Origin of the sequence: Cryobacterium sp. Y57, assembly GCF_002929505.1 — a bacterium.
In the GTDB taxonomy this organism is placed as follows: Bacteria; Actinomycetota; Actinomycetes; order Actinomycetales; family Microbacteriaceae; genus Cryobacterium.
This window is the reverse complement of the sequence record NZ_PJJL01000069.1, coordinates 208480-225542: the sequence shown is the minus strand read 5'-3', so window position 1 is coordinate 225542 and position 17063 is coordinate 208480. Positions and strand designations below refer to the sequence as shown.

Sequence of the window (17063 nt, the reverse complement as noted above, 5' to 3'; positions counted from 1 at the left end):
GACATGGCAATCACAGGATCTGGTTTCGACGGCACCATGAACGAGGCGCAGTTCGCCAAGCTGATGAACCTCGCCGGGGTGCGGTCTGCGGTGAGTAGCACGGCCGATTTTGCGGCGACTCAGGTAACAGGCATCCGCTCTGTTTCAATTTCTGCCGGTGACGCATATGTGCCGGGGGTTGTGGCTACCTCTACCGCTGCGGAAGTGGTGGCATTCTCGGCGCCAGCAGCAGGACAGTGGCACCTGATCGTGCTGCGCCGCACGTGGGCGACGAACGTGTGTGAACTGGTTGCGGTTACCGGTGGAGCCACCTCGTCCACAACTCCGAGTAAGCCGCCGACCACTTACCCAGCGATCAACTCCACCCCCGGCGTGATCGATGATCAGCCATTGTGGTGGGCGTGGGTCAACGTTACGAATACGAACGTCGCACTTTACGACCTGCGGGAGATGGGAATTGACGCGCGACTCGCTGTCACAACTGCTGTAATCACGGAGATTGCATCCAGTTGGAGCATTGCTAGCCAGGACGTTACACGACAAAACGGATTAGTCACGGCGTGGATCATCGCTACCAAGTCCTCGGCGTTCTTGGGCGGAGACGTGATGTTCACTATGCCGATCGGATTTCGACCGCACATCGACTCAGCCACCGGAGCATGGTCGGGCATCGGCGGCGCACCTGGACCGTGCGCTGTGGCATTCAGCCCATCAGGCGACGTGGCAGTGTTCGGGCAGAGTGGCAGTAACACGCAGGTCCGCATGACGCTCGTGTACCGGGACGCCTAATGCCCCGCATAATCCTCGCCGCACGTGGCCGCATAACTACCCACTTCCGGCAGGACATCGGCCGCGGATTCCTGCACAACGGCATCGACCAGGGCCACGGCAATCAGACCGCCGCCGACCTTAAGATTCGCGCGCCTGCTGCTGGTGTTGTCGTGTCGGTCGGCAGGCAGGGCAGCTACGGGTTGCGCATCGTCATTCGGCATGACGACGGATGGCGCACCCTACTCGCTCACCACGAGAAGCAATTCGTGACGGTCGGGCAGCGAGTCGAACAGCGCGAACTTATCGCCGAGATGGGCAACACCGGCACCAAGTACATCCACAGCCACCAAGAGCTCTGGGACGCTGACGGCACACAGCTCGACCCGCTTGAACACCTCGGCTCTGCGCTCGCATCCGCAACCCGCATCGCCCTCGCACAGCCGGTCACACGGCAGATCGGATCATCAACCATGAAGGTCATTCTCCACACCACGCACGCCTCGGACGGCTCAGGCAAGGTCACCGGGATCATGCACTACAAGGTGGGCGAGTTGACCGTGCGCCCGCTTCCTACGCAGGCCGAGCTTGACGTTGCAATCGCCGTCTACGGCCCCGCAACGGCGGTAGACGATGCCCGCTTCGACTCGTTTGTCTCGACGGTAAACGACAACCTCGCCGCCATTCGCGCATGAGTTGCCGGCATAATCCGGCGAACACCTGCCCGTGCGGTCCGAGCTGCGACTACTGCCGCCATGCCTGAGTGGCTACTGACGGCGATCGTCGCCGCCATTGCCGCATCGGGCGCATGGTTCACATCTCGCGTCACCGGTCGCGCCGGATCGTACGGCCGCATCCGTGACCTAGAGGGCCGCGTCGATCTGGTCGAACGGCGCAACCAGATCCTATGGAACTACAACCGGCAGCTGATCGATCACATCTACCAGGGCTCACCGCCCCCACCGCCCGTAATGCCCGACGGCATCATCTAAGGAGACCTCATGACCGCCACACCTACACAGGTAGCCCGCCCGTGGACCGCTACGGCCCGAACAGTTCTTCAGGCAGTAGCTGGTGCCATCCTCGGTGCAGCAGCCCTAGTCGCCGCTGTAGCCGTTCTCGCGCCGCAGTTCCTCGAGGCGGTCGCTGCGATCCTGCCGCCTGAATGGCTCGCATGGGCCACTGGTGCTGTGGCAACCATCGGCGCGGTTGCTGGTGCGTTCGCTCGCATCATGGCGATCCCCGGCGTGAACGAATGGCTCACGAAGATCAAGCTCGCCGCGTAAGACCTAGTACGACAATGCCCCGCTGCTCAGTCCTTTGGATTGGGTGGCGGGGCGTTTTCTTGGTGTGACCAGTTCGGGGAATGTAGAAAAAGTTCGATCGAGAAGGGATTGAGCGCTAATGGCTGAGGTAATGGCTTGACTACCCGATATTTTCGACCTGTTTTAGCCAGCATCCGAAGCCCTTGCATCCCATATAAACACTAGCAAGCAGAGAAAGAGCCGCCTGTCAGAATCGAACTGACGACCTTCTCATTACGAGTGAGATGCTCTACCAACTGAGCTAAGGCGGCGTTACCAGAACGCCCCATAAGGCACTCGGTGACACAGCAGTCAAGCCTAGTCGTTTCTGCGGGTGATTCTGTACACCTCGGCGAATGACGCATCCACGCGGTCCGTCAGCGGGCTCGCTCCAGCGCCTGCTCACCAGCACCGCCAGGCTAGACAAATGGCAGCCAGGACCACAGGGTGAACACCAGGGCGCGCTAATATCGCGCGGTCTGGTCCGGGCGAGCGCCGGCGCATCCGCCGTACGACGTGGCTTGCTGGTCTGCTGTACGTGGTCTTGAGGTCGCGCAGATTCGCCGTGCGCCTGCCGAAGAGGTTATTTCACAGCATGCAAATCTGCTCGGGTCAGCACTGCGGGTCGGATGCCGGCACGATGCCGTCGACGAGATAGGAGTCAACGGCATCGTTCACGCAAGAATTCGACTTGTTGTAGGCGGTGTGCCCCTCACCCGTGTAGGTCACCAGGCTGCCACTGTCGAGCTGTTCGGCCAGTTGCTGCGCCCAGACGTACGGGGTTGCCGGATCGTTGGTGGTGCCGACAACCAGAATGGGTGCCGCCCCGGACGCGTGAATTTCGGTGCGTTCGCCGGTGAACTTGTAGGGCCAATTGGCGCAGCCGATGTCGCCGAAGCTCATGAACGGGCCGATCACCGGTGCCGCGGCTTCGAGTTCGGCGGCCTGGGCGCGCATCACGGTCGGGTCGGCGTTGTACGAATAGTCGATGCAGTTGATGGCCATGAACGATTCGGTCGAGTTGTCGGTGTAGTTGCCGTCGGCGTCGCGGCCGTTGTAGGCATCCGCGAATTGAAACGCGCCCTCGGCGCTGCCGTGCAGCACGGTATCCAACATTGTGCTCAGTTGTGGCCAGGCTGTGTCCTGGTAGAGCGGGTAGATGATCGCCGTGAGTAGCGCGTTTCCGCCGAGTTGACGGCCGTCCTTGGCGGTGATGGGGCTCGCGTCCACCGAATTCAGCAATGCGCCGATCGTCGTCATCGCGCTGTCTACGCTTCCTCGGAAGGGGCAGTCCTTGCCCGCGAGACAGTCAGTGAGGTAGGCACGCAGGGCGTTTTCGAAACCCACCGCCTGGGTCTTGGTCACCTCGAAATTGCTGGTCGACGGGTCGACAGCCCCGTCAAGCACAAGACGGCCGACCTTCTCGGGAAAGAGTTCGGCATAAGTGGCGCCGAGAAAAGTGCCATAGGAATAACCGAGGTAGTTCAGGTGGGTATCGCCAAGCACCGCGCGCAGCAGATCCAGGTCGCGGGCGGCGCTCTTCGTGTCGACCGTTCCGAGCAGCGGCCCGGTCTGCTGGGCACATGCCGCCGCGAAGGCATCCGAGGAGGCCGTGAGCTCGGCAATCCAAGCATCCGTACCGCGCTCTGCGGTCGTCAGCCCATAGACGTACTCATCCATCGCCGCGGAGTCGTAACAGGAGACCGCCGAGGAGCGCCCGACGCCGCGGGGGTCGAAACCCACGATGTCAAAGCTCGCCTGCAGGGTGGCGTCCGTCGCATAGTCGAGGGAATCCTTGATGAAGTCATAGCCGGAGCCACCGGGCCCGCCTGGATTCACCAACAGCGAGCCGATTCGCTCGTTGCCGGTGGCGACGTGACGTACCAGGGCGAGCGATATATCCCCGGCGGTCGGGTCGGTGTAGTCGAGCGGCGCAGTGGCCTTGGTGCACTGCAGTTTCTCGCCACAGTCCTTCCACTGCAGCACTTGGCTGTAAAACGGCTCAAGGGTGTCCTTCACCTGCTCGCCGGTGGGGGTGGATTCGGTGGGTGCGGAATTCGTCGCGAAGAGGGTGGTGCATCCGCTGAGAGCGAGTGTAAGGGCCAGGGCGGCGGCCGCGATACTGGTAGCGCGATTGCGTCGGTTCAACGTGTTCCTTTTCCTAGCGTGAAGCGGATGCTGCGGTTCAGGCTACCGAAAGCGGCTGGGAGTGGCTGTGGATGAGGTCACTGCGGGTGACATTACTGTGGGCGACGGATCGCCGACACGAGCATCGCCTCGAGGGCGAGGGCCGGGGCGACGTTGGATTGAATACGCTGGCGTGCCACAGCAATCGCGTCCATCGTGGCGACCGTGGCTGCTGGAGCGCTGGACACACTCGCCGTACGCAGCTCGGCGAGCAACTCACGGTTGATCACAGCTTGTTCCCGGACCAGCTGCACCATACAGATGTCCCGGTACAGCGAAGCAAGGTCAACCAGAATGCGGTCGATGCCGTCATGCAGGCTGCGTTTTGCCCGCCGCTTTTGGTCGTCTTCGAGATCTTTGATCTGGCCGCGCAGCCCCGGTGGTACGGATTGCCCTGTTTCGATTCCGAGCGAGCGCAGCATCCCGTCGCGCTCCGCGGCATCCAGCTCGAGGGTGATCGCCTTCGCATCGTCACCCGCGATCGCGAGCAACCGGGCAGCCGTATTGACGGCCGACGACACCGAACGGATACCGAGGGCCGCGCGCAGGGTCTCCTCACGTCGTGCCCGCGCATCCGCATTGGTGGCAAGCCGCCGGGCCATGCCGATGTGGCTTTGGGCGAGCCGGGCACTGAGCTCTGCAATGGCCGGGTCGACTCCGTTGCGGCGCACGAGCAGGTCGGCGACATCAGCAACACTCGGGACGCGCAGGCGCACGGTGCGCACGCGGGACCGAATAGTGGGAAGCAAGTCTGCCTCGCTGGGCGCGCACAAAATCCACACCGTGCGTTCGGGTGGCTCTTCGAGAGCCTTGAGGAGCACGTTCGACGTGCGCTCGACCATGCGGTCGGCATCTTCGACGACGACGACCCGGTACCGACCGACCGACGGCGAGTACTGTGAGCGGGCGACGGCCTCCTTGACGGTCTTCATCGGGATGATGACGCCCTCAGTACTGAGCACACTGAGGTCGGGGTGGGTGCGCGCGTCGACCTGGCGGGCCGCCGCACGGTCGCCGTCAGGGGTACCAGGGCTCAGCAGTGCCGCCGCGAAAGCAAAGGCAAGGTTGGAGCGACCGGAACCCGGCGGGCCGGTGATGAGCCAGGCGTGCGTCATGGAAGTCGATTCGGCCGTGGCGGAACCGGTACCGGACGGTGCCCGCTGCGCCGCTGCCCGAAAGATGGCGATCGCGTCGGCCTGTCCCGTTAGGTTGTCCCACACTGCCATGAGTCAAGGGTAACCCGCCCCGCCGACACCGCCGCCGACGCGCCTCCCCCGCCTCCCGGGCCGGAACGCGGACCCGTGGCGATGGATCATGGTTCCGGTCGCGCAGGGCAGTAGTCGGCTCCGACGGTTACAGGAGGGGCGCCACCCGTGCGCGGATGCTCGCGGCGATATCTGCGGCGGGGGCTGCGGCATCCAGCACCAGGAACCGGTCGGGTTCGGCGGCTGCCAATTCGAGGAACGCAGCGCGCACACGGGCATGAAAGTCGTTCTTCTCAGCCTCGAGCCGGTCGAAGACTTTATCGTCGGCATCGAGCCGGGCCCGGGCTGCGCGCGAGTCGAGGTCGAGCAGCACGGTCAGGTCGGGAAGCAGACCTTCGGCCGCCCAGAGCGACAGGTCTCGCACCTCAGTGGCGCCGAGAACTCGCCCGGCCCCCTGGTAGGCAACCGAGGAATCCAGATAACGGTCCTGCACGATCACGTCACCGCGGGCGAGCGCCGGACGCAGCTTGGTACCCACGTGCTGGGCCCGATCTGCTGCATAGAGCAGCGCCTCAGCGCGCGGGTCCACTTCGCCGCGGTGGTGCAGCACGATCTCGCGAATCCGGGTACCGACATCCGTTCCCCCAGGCTCGCGGGTGCGCACGACAGTGCGCCCCCGCTCTTCGAGCCAGTCGGAGAGCAGCTGCGCCTGCGTAGTTTTACCGGAGCCGTCGCCGCCCTCGAGGGTGATGAACAGACCGGTCACGACGCCGTCGGCGTGACCGTCGTCGTGGCAGCGGATTCAGCGGCCGAACTGGCCGATTGCCTCACGGCCGCTTTCTTGACGGCCGGCTTCTTCAGGGCCGGTTTTTTGACCAGGGGCGTGCCGTTCAACGCGGCCTTGGCTGCCGCGTTTGCGGCCCGAGTCGCGGCCGCCTTCTTCGCGGTAGCCGCCTTCGCCGCTGCGGTCGGTGCCTTCTTGACTGCTGGCTTCTTGACGGCAGCTTTCTTGGCCGGTGCCTTCGTGCGCGGCGCGGCCGGACCTTTGGCCCGCTTGTCGGCGAGCAGCTCAACGGCCCGGTCGAAGTCGATCTCCTCGATATCCTCCGACTTGGGAATGGTCGCGTTGGTGACCCCATCGGTCACGTACGCGCCGAACCGGCCGTCCTTGATCTTGATCGCCTTGCCACTTTCGGGGTCGGGTGCTTCGAATTCCTTCAGCGCACTCGACGCCCGGCGGGCACCGTACTTCGGCTGCGCGTAAAGCTCGATCGCGCCCGGCAGGTCGATGTCGAAGATCTGGTCTTCGCTCGTGAGCGACCGGGTATCTATGCCCTTCTTCAGGTACGGCCCGAACTTGCCGTTCTGGGCCATAATCTCGGCGCCGGTCTCCGGGTCGAGCCCGACCATGCGCGGCAGGGCGAGTAGGCGCAGCGCCGTTTCGAGGTCGACGGTGGCCAGGTCCATGGATTTGAAAATGGATGCTGTACGCGGCTTGTCGGCGGCGGCCACCTTTTTTGCAGCCGGCTTGCGCTTAGGCTTCGCGACGCTGACCTCGCCGGTGGCGGGGTCGATCGTTTCGACGGGGGCAGCCACAACGACCGGAACATCGGATTCTGCTGCTGCCGGCGTGAGCTCTGTGACGTACGGCCCGAATCGGCCGTCTTTCGCGACGATTTCCTTTCCGTTCTCAGGGTTGAGTCCGATCACCCGGTCCGTGACGACGGGGGCATCGATGAGCTCACGAGCTTTGGTCGCGGTCAGTTCGTCGGGGGCGAGTTCCGGCGGAATATTGACTCGGCGAGGCGGGGCATCCGCTGCCGCGTCGGGGTCGATGACCTCGAGATAGGGACCGTACTTGCCGATACGCAGGGTGATGTCGTTGCTGATGGTGACCGAGTTGATCACGCGCGGGTCGATTTCGCCGAGGTTGTCGATGACCTGGCGGAGGCCCCGGTGCTTGTCGCTGCCGAAGTAGAAACTGGTGAGCCAATCCAGGCGGTTGGCTTCGCCGCCGGCGATACGGTCGAGGTCGTCCTCCATCTCGGCGGTGAAGTCGTATTCGACCAGATCGCCGAAAAACTCTTCAAGCAGGCGCACGACCGAGAACGCGATCCAGTTGGGAACGAGCGACTGCCCCCGCGGCGTGACGTAGCCACGCTCGGTGATGGTCGAGATGATCGAGGCGAACGTCGACGGGCGGCCGATGCCGAGCTCTTCGAGCTTCTTCACCAGGCTGGCCTCGGTGTAACGAGCGGCAGGGGTCGTTTCGTGACCCTTGGCCTCGAGGCTCTGCAGGGTCAGGTTCTGGCCCTCTTCGAGCGGCGGCAGCTTGGACTCGGTCGCGTCCGTCGAAGCGTTACGCTCCTCGTCCTTCGACTCCTCGTAGGCGAGCATGAACCCGCGAAACGTGATGACGGTTCCACTGGCCGAGAATTCGGCGAGCGCGCCCGACGCGGAGGCGTGCTCCGATGTGCCGGTCGGGCCGGCCGCGATAGTGACGGAAGCGGTCGAGCCGGTGGCGTCCTTCATCTGCGAAGCGACGGTGCGCTTCCAGATCAGGTCGTACAGCTTGAAATCATTGCCACGCAGGCTCGACGCGAGCGACGCCGGGGTACGAAAAGTGTCGCCGGACGGGCGAATGGCCTCGTGCGCCTCTTGGGCGTTCTTGCTCTTGCCCTTGTAGGCGCGCGGGGCCTCCGGAACCGTCTCGGCGCCGTAGAGCGTCGCGGCCTGGGTGCGGGCGGCGGTGAGAGCCTGTTGTCCGAGTGATGGCGAGTCGGTACGCATGTAGGTGATATACCCGTTTTCGTACAGCGACTGGGCAACGCTCATGGTCTGGCGGGCGGTAAAGCGCAGCTTGCGCGCCGCTTCCTGCTGCAGGGTCGACGTCGTGAACGGTGCGGCGGGGCTGCGACGATAGGGCTTGGAGGTGACCTTGGTCACCTCCAGCTTCACGCCGGGGCTTTTCAGAGCGATCGTCAGGGCCTGCGCGGCGGAGGCGTCGAGGGTGACGGCCTTCACGCTGGGCTTCAGCACACCGGAGTCATCGAAGTCGCCGCCGGTAGCAATTCGCTCACCGTTCAGTCGTACGAGCTTCGCATCGAACGCCTGGTCATCCTGCGAAGCGGATGCCGCCAGTCGCGCGAGCAGATCCCAGTAGCCAGCGGAGACGAACGCGAGGCGCTCCTTCTCCCGGTCGACGACGAGGCGGGTCGCGGCGCTCTGCACACGGCCGGCGGACAGGCCGGGGCCGACCTTGCGCCACAGCACCGGGGAAATCTCGTAGCCGTAGATGCGGTCGAGGATGCGGCGAGTCTCCTGCGCGTCGACGAGGGCGGTGTCGAGGTCGCGGGTGTTGTCTTTGGCAGCGAGGATAGCGTCTTTTGTGATCTCGTGGAAAACCATGCGCTTGACCGGAACCTTGGGCTGCAGCACCTGCAGCAGGTGCCAGGCAATGGCCTCGCCCTCGCGGTCCTCATCAGTTGCGAGCAAGAGTTCGTTCGCATTCTTGAGGGCCCGTTTGAGCTCACTGACGGTCTTCTTCTTGGCGTCGGAGACCACGTAGTACGGTTCAAAGCCGTTCTCCACGTCGACCGAGAAGCGTCCGAGGGCACCCTTTTTGAGCTCAGGCGGCAGGTTTTTCGGCTCGATCAGATCGCGAATGTGACCGACCGAAGACAACACCTCATAGCCGTCGCCGAGATACGCGGCGATCGACTTCATCTTGGTCGGTGATTCAACAATGACCAGCTTCTTAGTGCCTGGCACCAGACTCCTCTTTATACGTGGTGACCACATGATGGGCCAAGGCACACCATACACACCGGAATGGAGTGCCCGCCTAATCGACGGGCACGTCTCGGCGCGTCACGTTCGCGCACACGGCGCTCCCAGCCACCGCCCAGTTCGCTCTGAGCGAGGTGCAGAGCAACCCCAAACCCTTGCTGTTTGCCTGGCTCAGTGCAGAATAGTCCTATGGGTACAATGACGGCCACATACACCGCGAAGTTGACAGATGGCCCCCTGCAGGGCAAAACAATCACCACGACCTTCCTCGACTCGGGCGATCCTCGGCCCCGCATCGAAATCCCGGCCGACTCCGGCAAACGCTATCTCTACGCGCGCGGCGCCGGCCTGGAGTTTGAGGATTCCGATTCCCCCGGTCGCCCGAGCGCGGTCGAGTACCGTTACCTCGAAGCGCTCCTCTCCTAATTCGTCCCGGCCCGGCTTACCGGGCGTCTCATCAGGGCGGCGGCCCGGCCCGGGCACTCGCGACGATATCTATGCCCTGCACCCGCCGCCCCACCGAAACGGATGCGATCAGCCCCGTCACCGTGCAGCGCGTCACGGTAGTCCCATTCAGCGCGGCCACTGCCTGCGCGGCCTCGCACGGGTACCCCGCGATCGCGCCGGAAGCGGTATCGGCGGCGGCGAGCGCGGCGGCATCGGCCGCGCTCGCGACGGACCGGCCGACCGTGAGCAGTCCGAGTATTAAGATGACGAACGTCGTCAGCAACACGGTGGCAGCGAGTACCGCGAGGGCGAGGATCGACCCCGCTCCCCGCTCGAGCACCTTCCCGGCGGGGTCTGGCGCGTTCGTCGTGTCGTCGCGCGCGGTCATTGGCCGCCGGCCAGGGCGCACGAGTGTGCCTCGAGGGTTAGCCCGGCAAAAATCCCCGGCAGGCTGTGCGCGGTAACTCGAGCACAGACGAAATCGCCGCGGCGCTGCGAAGCCAGGCTGGCCCCCGGCACGCTTTGGAGCACGAGGCCGGTGGCGCGCGCTGCCGTGTCGCCACGGGCCAGCGCACGCGCGGCGCTGGCAGCGGCATCCGTCAGCCGCACTTGCACGCCGACCACCTGCACAGCACCGAGGCAGCAGGCCAGAACGAGCACGACCGCTGGCAGCGCCGTGGCGAATTCGGCGGTCGTGCTGCCCCTGCTACGTGCGCTACCCAATGCTGAGGGCACGTCGCACCAGATCGGTGAGCATTCCCCGCACCTCGTCGCTGCGCAGAATAACGATGAGCAGCCCAGCGAACCCGACCGCGGCCATCGTGGCGACAACGTATTCCGCCGTCGCGGCTCCGGCTTCGTCAGCCAGGGTTTTCAGGGTGGTCTTTGTATACACAGACTCGTCTCCTTCGGCGTCCATCGACGCGGGTTGGGCGGCACGAGCATTTTCACTCTGCTCCCATCCGTCGGCGCACGCCTCGGTATTCGCTCATTTGTGGAGAGTTTCAGAATGTCATCAGGGTGGAGGAGAGCACGCTGAGCAGCAACGGCACCACGCCCACCAGCATGAACGCGGGCAGCACACAGAGGCCGAGCGGCAGCATGAGCGTCACCGAAAGAGTCGCGGCCCGTCGTTGTCCCGCGCTGCGGGCATCGCGACGCAGCTGTTCGGCCTCGCTGCGCAGCAGCTCTGCTGCGGGAACTCCCGCACGCGTCGACAGGCCCAGTATCCGGTCAGCGGAACCACCATCAGCGCCGGGGGCAATGCCGTATCGCTCGGCGGCTGCCTGCACTAACGCCCGCGAACGGTCGATCGACCCGCCACCGGACATGGCAATTGCCATGAGTTCCAGCCGCAGCCCCGGCGTCAGGTCGGGAGGCCCCGCCCGGCGCACCAGGGCACGATTCCAGCCTGCTGCGGCGAGCATCAGGAGAGCGCCGCCACCTAGACAGACCAGCCCCGGCACGGTTAAGAACAGGGTGTGCACGGAATTGAAACCCATCAAACTGCCGAAGACGACGCCGATCACCGGCAGCACCATCACCAGTCGTGCCGTGGCCCGCGGCGCGGCCAGCGCCACTTCCAGATCGCGCTGCACCTGGGCGAGTTCGCGCAACGACCCAGCGAGCTCACGCAGGCACCCGGCCAGAGGCGCACCAGCCTGTGTGGCCACCTGCCAGGCCGCGGCGAGTCCGAGCCAGGCGCTCTCGGCCTGGCCCGCCGCATCGCCATGTCCCCGCGCAGGCCGCCCAGCGGATGCCCGCGCGTCGACGATCCTCGACGCAATCTCCCGGCGTTGCCGGCGCGCCTGGCCGGCGATCGCATCGGCCACGCTGTCACCCCGAGCCGCGGCGCGCGCTGCAGCACAAAGGATAGGTGCGGTACCCGTACCCGCGTGCTTCGAATCGGCCGCCCGGGGCGTGATCGTTGCGGCAACCGGAACCGCCGTCGCGTCCTTGGCGGGCAAGGACCCCTGCTTTCCTCTAACCTCCCGACGAACTGCCCTCACCCGTCTACCCAGCTCCGGCGGCAAGTCGACACTCTGCCGGTCAGCACGAGGCGCTCCAGCCGCAGCCACGTCGTGCACCGGTAACAGATAACCCCAGGCCGACACCGGGGAAACACCGGCCGACAGCAGCACGGCCAGCCGCTGTGTGACCGCGGCGACCTCCTCGATCGGCGGTACCGCATCAGCCCGGCGCATCGTCACACGTTCCCTGAATCGTGGCTGATCGATCTCGGAGCATCAGATCGCTTCGATCGAGAGACGGTCACGGCCGTCGAGGGCGAATCGGCCGACCGCGTCAAGCCTGCGCACCCCGTCGGTGCGTTCCAGGTGCAGCACCAGCCCGATGGCGCTCACCGTCTGCCGAGCAACTGCCGAAGCGCTCATTCCGGCGAGTGAACCGAGCGCCTCCAGTCTGGCCGGAACGTCTTCGAGCGAATTCGCGTGCAGCGTGCCCGCTCCCCCGTCGTGCCCGGTGTTGAGCGCGGCAAGCAGCTCGCGAATCTCCGACCCGCGGCACTCGCCGAGCACGAGCCGATCCGGACGCATACGCAGTGCCTCCCGCACCAGCGACTCCAAGCCGATACGCCCGGCCCCCTCCAGGTTGGCCTGCCGGGCCTCGAGGGCCACAACGTGCGGATGCCGAATACGCAGCTCCGCCACGTCTTCGATCGCCACGATGCGTTCGTCGGCGGGCGCTTCGCCCAACAAGGCCGCCAGCAGCGTAGTCTTTCCACTCCCTGCTGCACCGGTGATGAGCAGGTTCTGGCGGCCGTGCACCGCAGCACGCAGCCGATTCAGCCGGGCAGCACATTCCTCTCCCTCGCCAAACAGGCCGGCGTCAGCGAGTGCGCTGAGGCTGCGGTCGGCAGCGTGCGGCAGCCGAATTGACAGCAGTGTTCCCGTGCTCGATACCGGCGGGAGCACGGCGTGTACCCGAATCCCATCGGCCAACCGCACGTCGACGCATGGACTCGCCTCATCGATGTGCCGCCCGCCAAGTGCAATCAGGCGCACAGCCAGCTCACGTACCTCGGCCTCGCCGAGGTGCCAGGCCGGCACGAAGGCGAGACCGTGTCCGGCGTCGATCCAGAGCCCGGAATCCCCATTGACAAACAGGTCCGTGATGTTCGGGGCTGAGGCATAGCCAGCCAGCGGACCCAGCGCGCGCACGTTCGGGCGATCATTGCCGACCACTGCCGAGACTGCGGTCGAGGCTGCTGCCGCAGCGCCGACCCGCGACATGGTGCCAACGGCATCCGTTGTCGTCGTGCGATGCCGAGCGAAATTCGATGATGGCCGTGCAACGATCGAATGTGAAGTGTTCGACCGCGCTGCCCAGGGATCGTCCACGGCGGTCGAGGATGGCGCAGCAGATGCCGGTACCACGTAGGACCGCACGGCAGAACCCGGCACTGCAGAAACCGGCCCGGCAGCAACCGGCACGGTAGAGGCCGGTATGGCGTAGGACGGTACGGCAACGAAAGGCTGACCCATGCCTCGACGGTAGGGCAAGCCGGCCCGATGACAGTTCCCTCGGCACTATCCGTGGACAGCCGGTGGGCCGACGCATCTGGGGAGGAGCCACACCAGTGTGAATCCCTGAGCACAAGCTGAATTGCTCAATCGCTTAAAAAAAGGGGCGGCACCTATTGGGGGGAACAGGTGCCGCCTAGCACCACGCAGATTGGGGGGAACCGTACGCGATGCCGGTCAAAACTTTCGTTCAGACGTGATTTAGTTTACGCAGACGTGCCCAGATTGCAAGTCCAATGTCCTCATTTGTGCTGACACTCGACCGGGGGGTACAAAATCACCCTAAACCGAGGGTTCATTTCTCCGTATCTCGTTTGTGTATACAGAGATTGACCGGAAACCGGTAGGGTTCACTTGAGCTGGCAATGTCCTGCATGCACGTACCGCAAAGGAGCGAATTACACATATGACGGTTAAAATTGACACCCTCCTGCACGAATCGCGTCGATTCGCGCCCACTGCCGAGTTCGCCGCACAGACGACAGCGACACAAGACCTGTACACAGTCTCGCAGAAGGACCCGGCCACGTTTTGGGCTGATCAGGCCCGTAATCTACTGCACTGGCACAAGCCATTCACCAAGACTCTCGACTGGACCAATCCGCCATTTGCGAAGTGGTTCGAAGACGGCGAACTCAACGTCGCGTACAACTGCCTCGATCGTCACGTTCTCGCCGGCAACGGCGACCGTGTTGCGCTGTATTTCGAGGGCGAGCCCGGTGATGCCCGCAGCTACACCTACTCCGAATTGACTACCGAGGTCAAAAAAGCCGCCAATGTGCTGATCGGGCTCGGCGTCACCGCCGGCGACCGTGTGGCCGTTTATCTGCCGATGATCCCCGAGGCTGTCATCTCTATGCTCGCCATCGCCCGCATCGGAGCCGTGCACTCGGTCATTTTCGGCGGGTTCAGCGCTGAAAGCCTGCGTTCCCGCATCGATGACGCCAACGCTGTGCTCGTCATCACGGCCGACGGCGGCTACCGCAAGGGCAAGATCAGCGCCCTCAAGCCGGCCGTCGACGCCGCCCTGCAGACCAACGATTCCTCGGTGAAGAACGTGCTCGTGGTCAAGCGCACCGGCCAGGACGTGCAGTGGAACAACCGCGACATCTGGTGGTCCGATGCCATGGAAACAGCCTCTCCCGAGCACGAGGCGGAGGCTTTCCCCGCCGAGAACCCGTTGTTCATTCTGTATACATCGGGCACGACCGGCGCGCCCAAGGGTATCCTGCACACGAGCGGCGGCTACCTGACCCAGAATGCGTTCACCCACCAGAACGTGTTCGACCTCAAACCCGAAACGGATGTCTACTGGTGCACCGCCGACGTCGGCTGGATCACCGGACACAGCTACGTGGTGTACGGCCCCCTCGCCAATGGCGCGACCCAGGTGCTCTACGAAGGCACCCCCGATTCTCCGCACACCGGTCGCTGGTGGGAAATCATCGAAAAGTACAAGGTCTCGATTCTGTATACAGCGCCGACCGCCATTCGTACGTTCATGAAGCTGGGACGCCAGATTCCCCAGAAGTTCGACCTGTCGAGCCTGCGCGTGCTCGGCTCGGTAGGCGAGCCCATCAACCCCGAAGCGTGGATGTGGTACCGCGAGGTCATCGGCAGCAGCCTGACTCCGATTGTCGACACCTGGTGGCAGACCGAGACCGGATCGATCATGGTTTCGGCTCTCGCGGGGCTCACCGAGACAAAGCCGGGCGCGGCGCAGGTGCCGGTGCCCGGAATCACGATCGACGTGCTCGATGACGACGGCATGCACGTTGGCTACGGAAACGGCGGACTCCTCGTGGTCACGCAGCCGTGGCCGGCCATGCTCCGCGGCATCTGGGGCGACCCGGAGCGCTTCAAGGAAACCTACTGGGACAAGTTTGAGGGCACCCTCGGCGCAAAAGACGGTCCACTGTACTTCGCTGGCGACGGCGCCCGACTTGACCACGACGGTGATATCTGGTTGCTCGGCCGCGTCGACGACGTGATGAACATTTCGGGACACCGCCTGTCCACCGCCGAAATCGAGTCCTCCCTCGTGGCGCATTCCCTCACGGCTGAAGCCGCCGTGGTCGGTGCCGCCGACGAGACCACCGGTCAGGCGGTCGTCGCGTTCGTGGTGATCAAGTTCAGCCAGGCCGAGATCGCATCGCACGAGGACATCGTCAGCATTCTGCGGGCCCACGTCGCCCAGCAGATCGGGGCGATCGCCCGCCCGCGTGACATCTACATCGTCGACGAGCTGCCGAAGACCCGTTCCGGCAAGATCATGCGCCGCCTGTTGCGCGACGCGGCTGAGGGGCGCGACGTCGGGGATGTGACGACCCTCGCCGACACCATGGTGATGAACACCATCACCGCGCAAATGAAAAAATAGCCAACCACTACCTGCACAACCAACGACGGCCGTCTTCCATTGGCACAAGGCGGCCGTCACGCTTTCCCTCCCGAGATCATAACTCCTGCAATTCCCAGCAGCAGTTCGCCAGTTCCCCAATTTTGCAGGGGCTGTTTTGAGCAGTGCGCTCATTGTGCAGGAGTTATGCACGTTCCCGCCCTGAAACCAGCCAGGGGTCCTACTGTGTGGGCATGACCGAAGCAGCGGCACCCGTGCGCGGTCGCCTGGGCCGGCTCGATGCGCTGCGGGGAGTGGCCGCCCTCGTCGTTCTGGCGCACCATGTGTCCATGACGGTGCCGCAGATCGCCGCAGCCTACGAGTCGAGCGTCGGCGTCACGCTCTTTTCCGCTGGGTGGTGGGCCACGCTGTCCCCGCTGAAGGTTTTGCTCGCCGGGCCCGAGTTCGTATTGGTGTTCTTTGTGCTGAGCGGTTTCGTCCTCGTGCGTTCCCCGCTGGCCGCCCGCGAGTCCGGCCCCCGCTATGACTGGAGCGCCTATTACGTGCGCCGCGTCATCCGTTTGACCGTCCCCGTCGTGGTGTCAGTGGGCCTGGCGGTCGTCTGGATTGTTTTGGTGCCGCGCACGGTCGGCGCGGCGGGCGGGCCCTGGCTGGCCCGGCAGGACACGCCAGACCTGGGCCTCGGCAACCTGCTGCGGGAAGTCAGCCTAATTGGCGAAACCCGGCGGCCCGACATCAATCCGCCGCTGTGGTCCTTGGTCTGGGAAATGTGGTTCTCCCTGCTGCTCCCGGTGTTCGTAGCCCTCGCAGCGTTCACCCGCAAACCGGTCAGTCGCCCGATTCGCCGCATTCTGCTCTGGGTTGCTGTGCTGTGTGCACTGGCCAGCATCGGCTATGTCACGACGACCCAGCCGCTCATGTACCTGCCGCCGTTCGCTCTCGGCGCCCTTCTGGCGGCAAACTACGACGAACTGCGAGGCTGCAGCGACCGCCTGGTCGCGAGCGCCACTGGACGGGTACTCGGGTGGACGCTGACCGCACTCGGCCCGTCTCTGCTCGTGGCCTACTGGATGCTGCGCCCGCTGACCAGCGGAGTGTGGAGCGACGCTACTCTCTCGCTGCGGGTGACCGGGGCGTTTATGATCGTGGCAACGGTGGCTTTCTGGCCCGCCTCAGTGTCGGAGCGCGGCCGGGTTCGTGCGCCGAGGGCGCGCCCAGCACTCGACTGGCTGGGATCCATCAGCTTCAGCCTGTACCTCGTGCACTTTCCCATCGTGGTGGCTTTCGCAGTGCTCGCCGGACCCGGCCGCTGGTGGCTTGGCGCTCTCCTGTCGGTGCCGCTCAGCCTGGTCATCGCCCAGCTGATGACCCGGTTTGTCGAGCAACCGGCGCAGGTCCATGGCACGCGAGCCGGGGCATCCGTTTCCGGGCGAATGTCCCGGCTCGCGAACCGTCCGTAGGC

General features: G+C 64.7%; 16 protein-coding genes and 1 tRNA gene. 7 read left to right on the top strand and 10 right to left on the bottom strand.

Annotation, left to right across the window (positions count from 1 at the left end; all coding sequences use genetic code 11):
* Positions 1 to 3: 3 nt before the first annotated feature.
* The 4 genes from CXY72_RS12540 to CXY72_RS12525 are packed head-to-tail and all read left to right on the top strand — an operon-like array spanning position 4 to position 2054.
* Entirely contained in the window at positions 4 to 789 is a 786-nt protein-coding gene (locus CXY72_RS12540; RefSeq protein WP_104127999.1) for a hypothetical protein, read from the top strand.
* Positions 789 to 1463 (top strand): M23 family metallopeptidase, encoded by a 675-nt coding sequence (locus CXY72_RS12535; protein WP_104127998.1) that lies wholly within the window; start codon positions 789 to 791, stop codon positions 1461 to 1463. The genes CXY72_RS12540 and CXY72_RS12535 overlap by 1 nt, the downstream gene beginning before the upstream one ends.
* A gap of 60 nt (positions 1464 to 1523) precedes the next feature.
* The gene (locus tag CXY72_RS12530; protein ID WP_104127997.1) at positions 1524 to 1760 is read left to right on the top strand and encodes a hypothetical protein; all 237 of its coding nucleotides are present in this window, start codon (positions 1524 to 1526) and stop codon (positions 1758 to 1760) included.
* A gap of 9 nt (positions 1761 to 1769) precedes the next feature.
* Positions 1770 to 2054 (top strand): hypothetical protein, encoded by a 285-nt coding sequence (locus CXY72_RS12525; protein ID WP_104127996.1) that lies wholly within the window; start codon positions 1770 to 1772, stop codon positions 2052 to 2054.
* 217 nt (positions 2055 to 2271) lie between these two features.
* Here the strand turns inward: CXY72_RS12525 and CXY72_RS12520 are convergent.
* The 5 genes from CXY72_RS12520 to topA all read right to left on the bottom strand — a co-directional run bounded on the left by CXY72_RS12520 (position 2272) and on the right by topA (position 9235).
* Positions 2272 to 2344 (bottom strand) — tRNA-Thr (locus CXY72_RS12520).
* A gap of 340 nt (positions 2345 to 2684) precedes the next feature.
* Positions 2685 to 4220 (bottom strand): alpha/beta hydrolase, encoded by a 1536-nt coding sequence (locus CXY72_RS12515; protein WP_104127995.1) that lies wholly within the window; start codon positions 4218 to 4220, stop codon positions 2685 to 2687.
* A 92-nt stretch (positions 4221 to 4312) separates the two neighbouring features.
* The gene (locus tag CXY72_RS12510) at positions 4313 to 5485 is read right to left on the bottom strand and encodes a DNA polymerase III subunit delta' (RefSeq protein ID WP_104127994.1); all 1173 of its coding nucleotides are present in this window, start codon (positions 5483 to 5485) and stop codon (positions 4313 to 4315) included.
* Between the two features lie 127 nt (positions 5486 to 5612).
* Positions 5613 to 6230, bottom strand: coding sequence for a dTMP kinase (gene tmk, locus CXY72_RS12505; RefSeq protein WP_233197806.1), 618 nt, complete (start codon positions 6228 to 6230; stop codon positions 5613 to 5615).
* Positions 6227 to 9235 (bottom strand): type I DNA topoisomerase, encoded by a 3009-nt coding sequence (gene topA / locus CXY72_RS12500; RefSeq protein ID WP_104127992.1) that lies wholly within the window; start codon positions 9233 to 9235, stop codon positions 6227 to 6229. Before topA ends, tmk begins: the two co-directional genes overlap by 4 nt.
* A gap of 207 nt (positions 9236 to 9442) precedes the next feature.
* Between topA and CXY72_RS12495 the strand changes: the two genes are divergently transcribed.
* Positions 9443 to 9679 (top strand): hypothetical protein, encoded by a 237-nt coding sequence (locus tag CXY72_RS12495; RefSeq protein ID WP_104127991.1) that lies wholly within the window; start codon positions 9443 to 9445, stop codon positions 9677 to 9679.
* A gap of 31 nt (positions 9680 to 9710) precedes the next feature.
* On the opposite strand, the gene CXY72_RS12490 is transcribed toward CXY72_RS12495, so the two are convergent.
* From CXY72_RS12490 to CXY72_RS12470, 5 genes are all read right to left on the bottom strand, one after another.
* The gene (locus CXY72_RS12490) at positions 9711 to 10088 is read right to left on the bottom strand and encodes an Rv3654c family TadE-like protein (RefSeq protein WP_104127990.1); all 378 of its coding nucleotides are present in this window, start codon (positions 10086 to 10088) and stop codon (positions 9711 to 9713) included.
* The gene (locus CXY72_RS12485; protein WP_233197805.1) at positions 10085 to 10435 is read right to left on the bottom strand and encodes a TadE family type IV pilus minor pilin; all 351 of its coding nucleotides are present in this window, start codon (positions 10433 to 10435) and stop codon (positions 10085 to 10087) included. Before CXY72_RS12485 ends, CXY72_RS12490 begins: the two co-directional genes overlap by 4 nt.
* A complete protein-coding gene (locus CXY72_RS12480) occupies positions 10416 to 10619 on the bottom strand; it encodes a DUF4244 domain-containing protein (protein WP_104127989.1) in 204 nt (67 codons plus the stop codon). Before CXY72_RS12480 ends, CXY72_RS12485 begins: the two co-directional genes overlap by 20 nt.
* An 85-nt stretch (positions 10620 to 10704) precedes the next feature.
* Positions 10705 to 11904, bottom strand: coding sequence for a type II secretion system F family protein (locus tag CXY72_RS12475; protein ID WP_146071164.1), 1200 nt, complete (start codon positions 11902 to 11904; stop codon positions 10705 to 10707).
* Between the two features lie 42 nt (positions 11905 to 11946).
* Complete coding sequence (locus CXY72_RS12470) at positions 11947 to 13203, bottom strand: TadA family conjugal transfer-associated ATPase (protein ID WP_104127988.1); 1257 nt, start codon at positions 13201 to 13203, stop codon at positions 11947 to 11949.
* Positions 13204 to 13648: 445 nt separating this feature from the next.
* Here CXY72_RS12470 and acs point away from each other — a divergent pair, with 445 nt between their 5' ends.
* Both acs and CXY72_RS12460 read left to right on the top strand, forming a co-directional pair.
* A complete protein-coding gene (acs, locus tag CXY72_RS12465; protein WP_104127987.1) occupies positions 13649 to 15622 on the top strand; it encodes an acetate--CoA ligase in 1974 nt (657 codons plus the stop codon).
* A 212-nt stretch (positions 15623 to 15834) separates the two neighbouring features.
* Positions 15835 to 17061, top strand: a complete 1227-nt coding sequence (locus CXY72_RS12460) for an acyltransferase (protein WP_104127986.1) — start codon at positions 15835 to 15837, stop codon at positions 17059 to 17061.
* The last annotated feature ends 2 nt before the right edge of the window (positions 17062 to 17063 follow it).

Excerpts from the sequence above, each read along its gene's own strand:
- CXY72_RS12530 (WP_104127997.1), top strand. The coding sequence starts at position 1,524 with ATGCCTGAGTGGCTACTGACGGCGATCGTCGCCGCCATTGCCGCATCG.
- CXY72_RS12535 (WP_104127998.1), top strand. The coding sequence starts at position 789 with ATGCCCCGCATAATCCTCGCCGCACGTGGCCGCATAACTACCCACTTC.
- CXY72_RS12490 (WP_104127990.1), bottom strand. The coding sequence starts at position 10,088 with ATGACCGCGCGCGACGACACGACGAACGCGCCAGACCCCGCCGGGAAG.
- CXY72_RS12525 (WP_104127996.1), top strand. The coding sequence starts at position 1,770 with ATGACCGCCACACCTACACAGGTAGCCCGCCCGTGGACCGCTACGGCC.
- CXY72_RS12470 (WP_104127988.1), bottom strand. The coding sequence starts at position 13,203 with ATGGGTCAGCCTTTCGTTGCCGTACCGTCCTACGCCATACCGGCCTCT.
- CXY72_RS12475 (WP_146071164.1), bottom strand. The coding sequence starts at position 11,904 with ATGCGCCGGGCTGATGCGGTACCGCCGATCGAGGAGGTCGCCGCGGTC.
- CXY72_RS12480 (WP_104127989.1), bottom strand. The coding sequence starts at position 10,619 with ATGGACGCCGAAGGAGACGAGTCTGTGTATACAAAGACCACCCTGAAA.
- CXY72_RS12510 (WP_104127994.1), bottom strand. The coding sequence starts at position 5,485 with ATGGCAGTGTGGGACAACCTAACGGGACAGGCCGACGCGATCGCCATC.
- CXY72_RS12495 (WP_104127991.1), top strand. The coding sequence starts at position 9,443 with ATGGGTACAATGACGGCCACATACACCGCGAAGTTGACAGATGGCCCC.
- acs (WP_104127987.1), top strand. The coding sequence starts at position 13,649 with ATGACGGTTAAAATTGACACCCTCCTGCACGAATCGCGTCGATTCGCG.
- CXY72_RS12540 (WP_104127999.1), top strand. The coding sequence starts at position 4 with ATGGCAATCACAGGATCTGGTTTCGACGGCACCATGAACGAGGCGCAG.
- CXY72_RS12460 (WP_104127986.1), top strand. The coding sequence starts at position 15,835 with ATGACCGAAGCAGCGGCACCCGTGCGCGGTCGCCTGGGCCGGCTCGAT.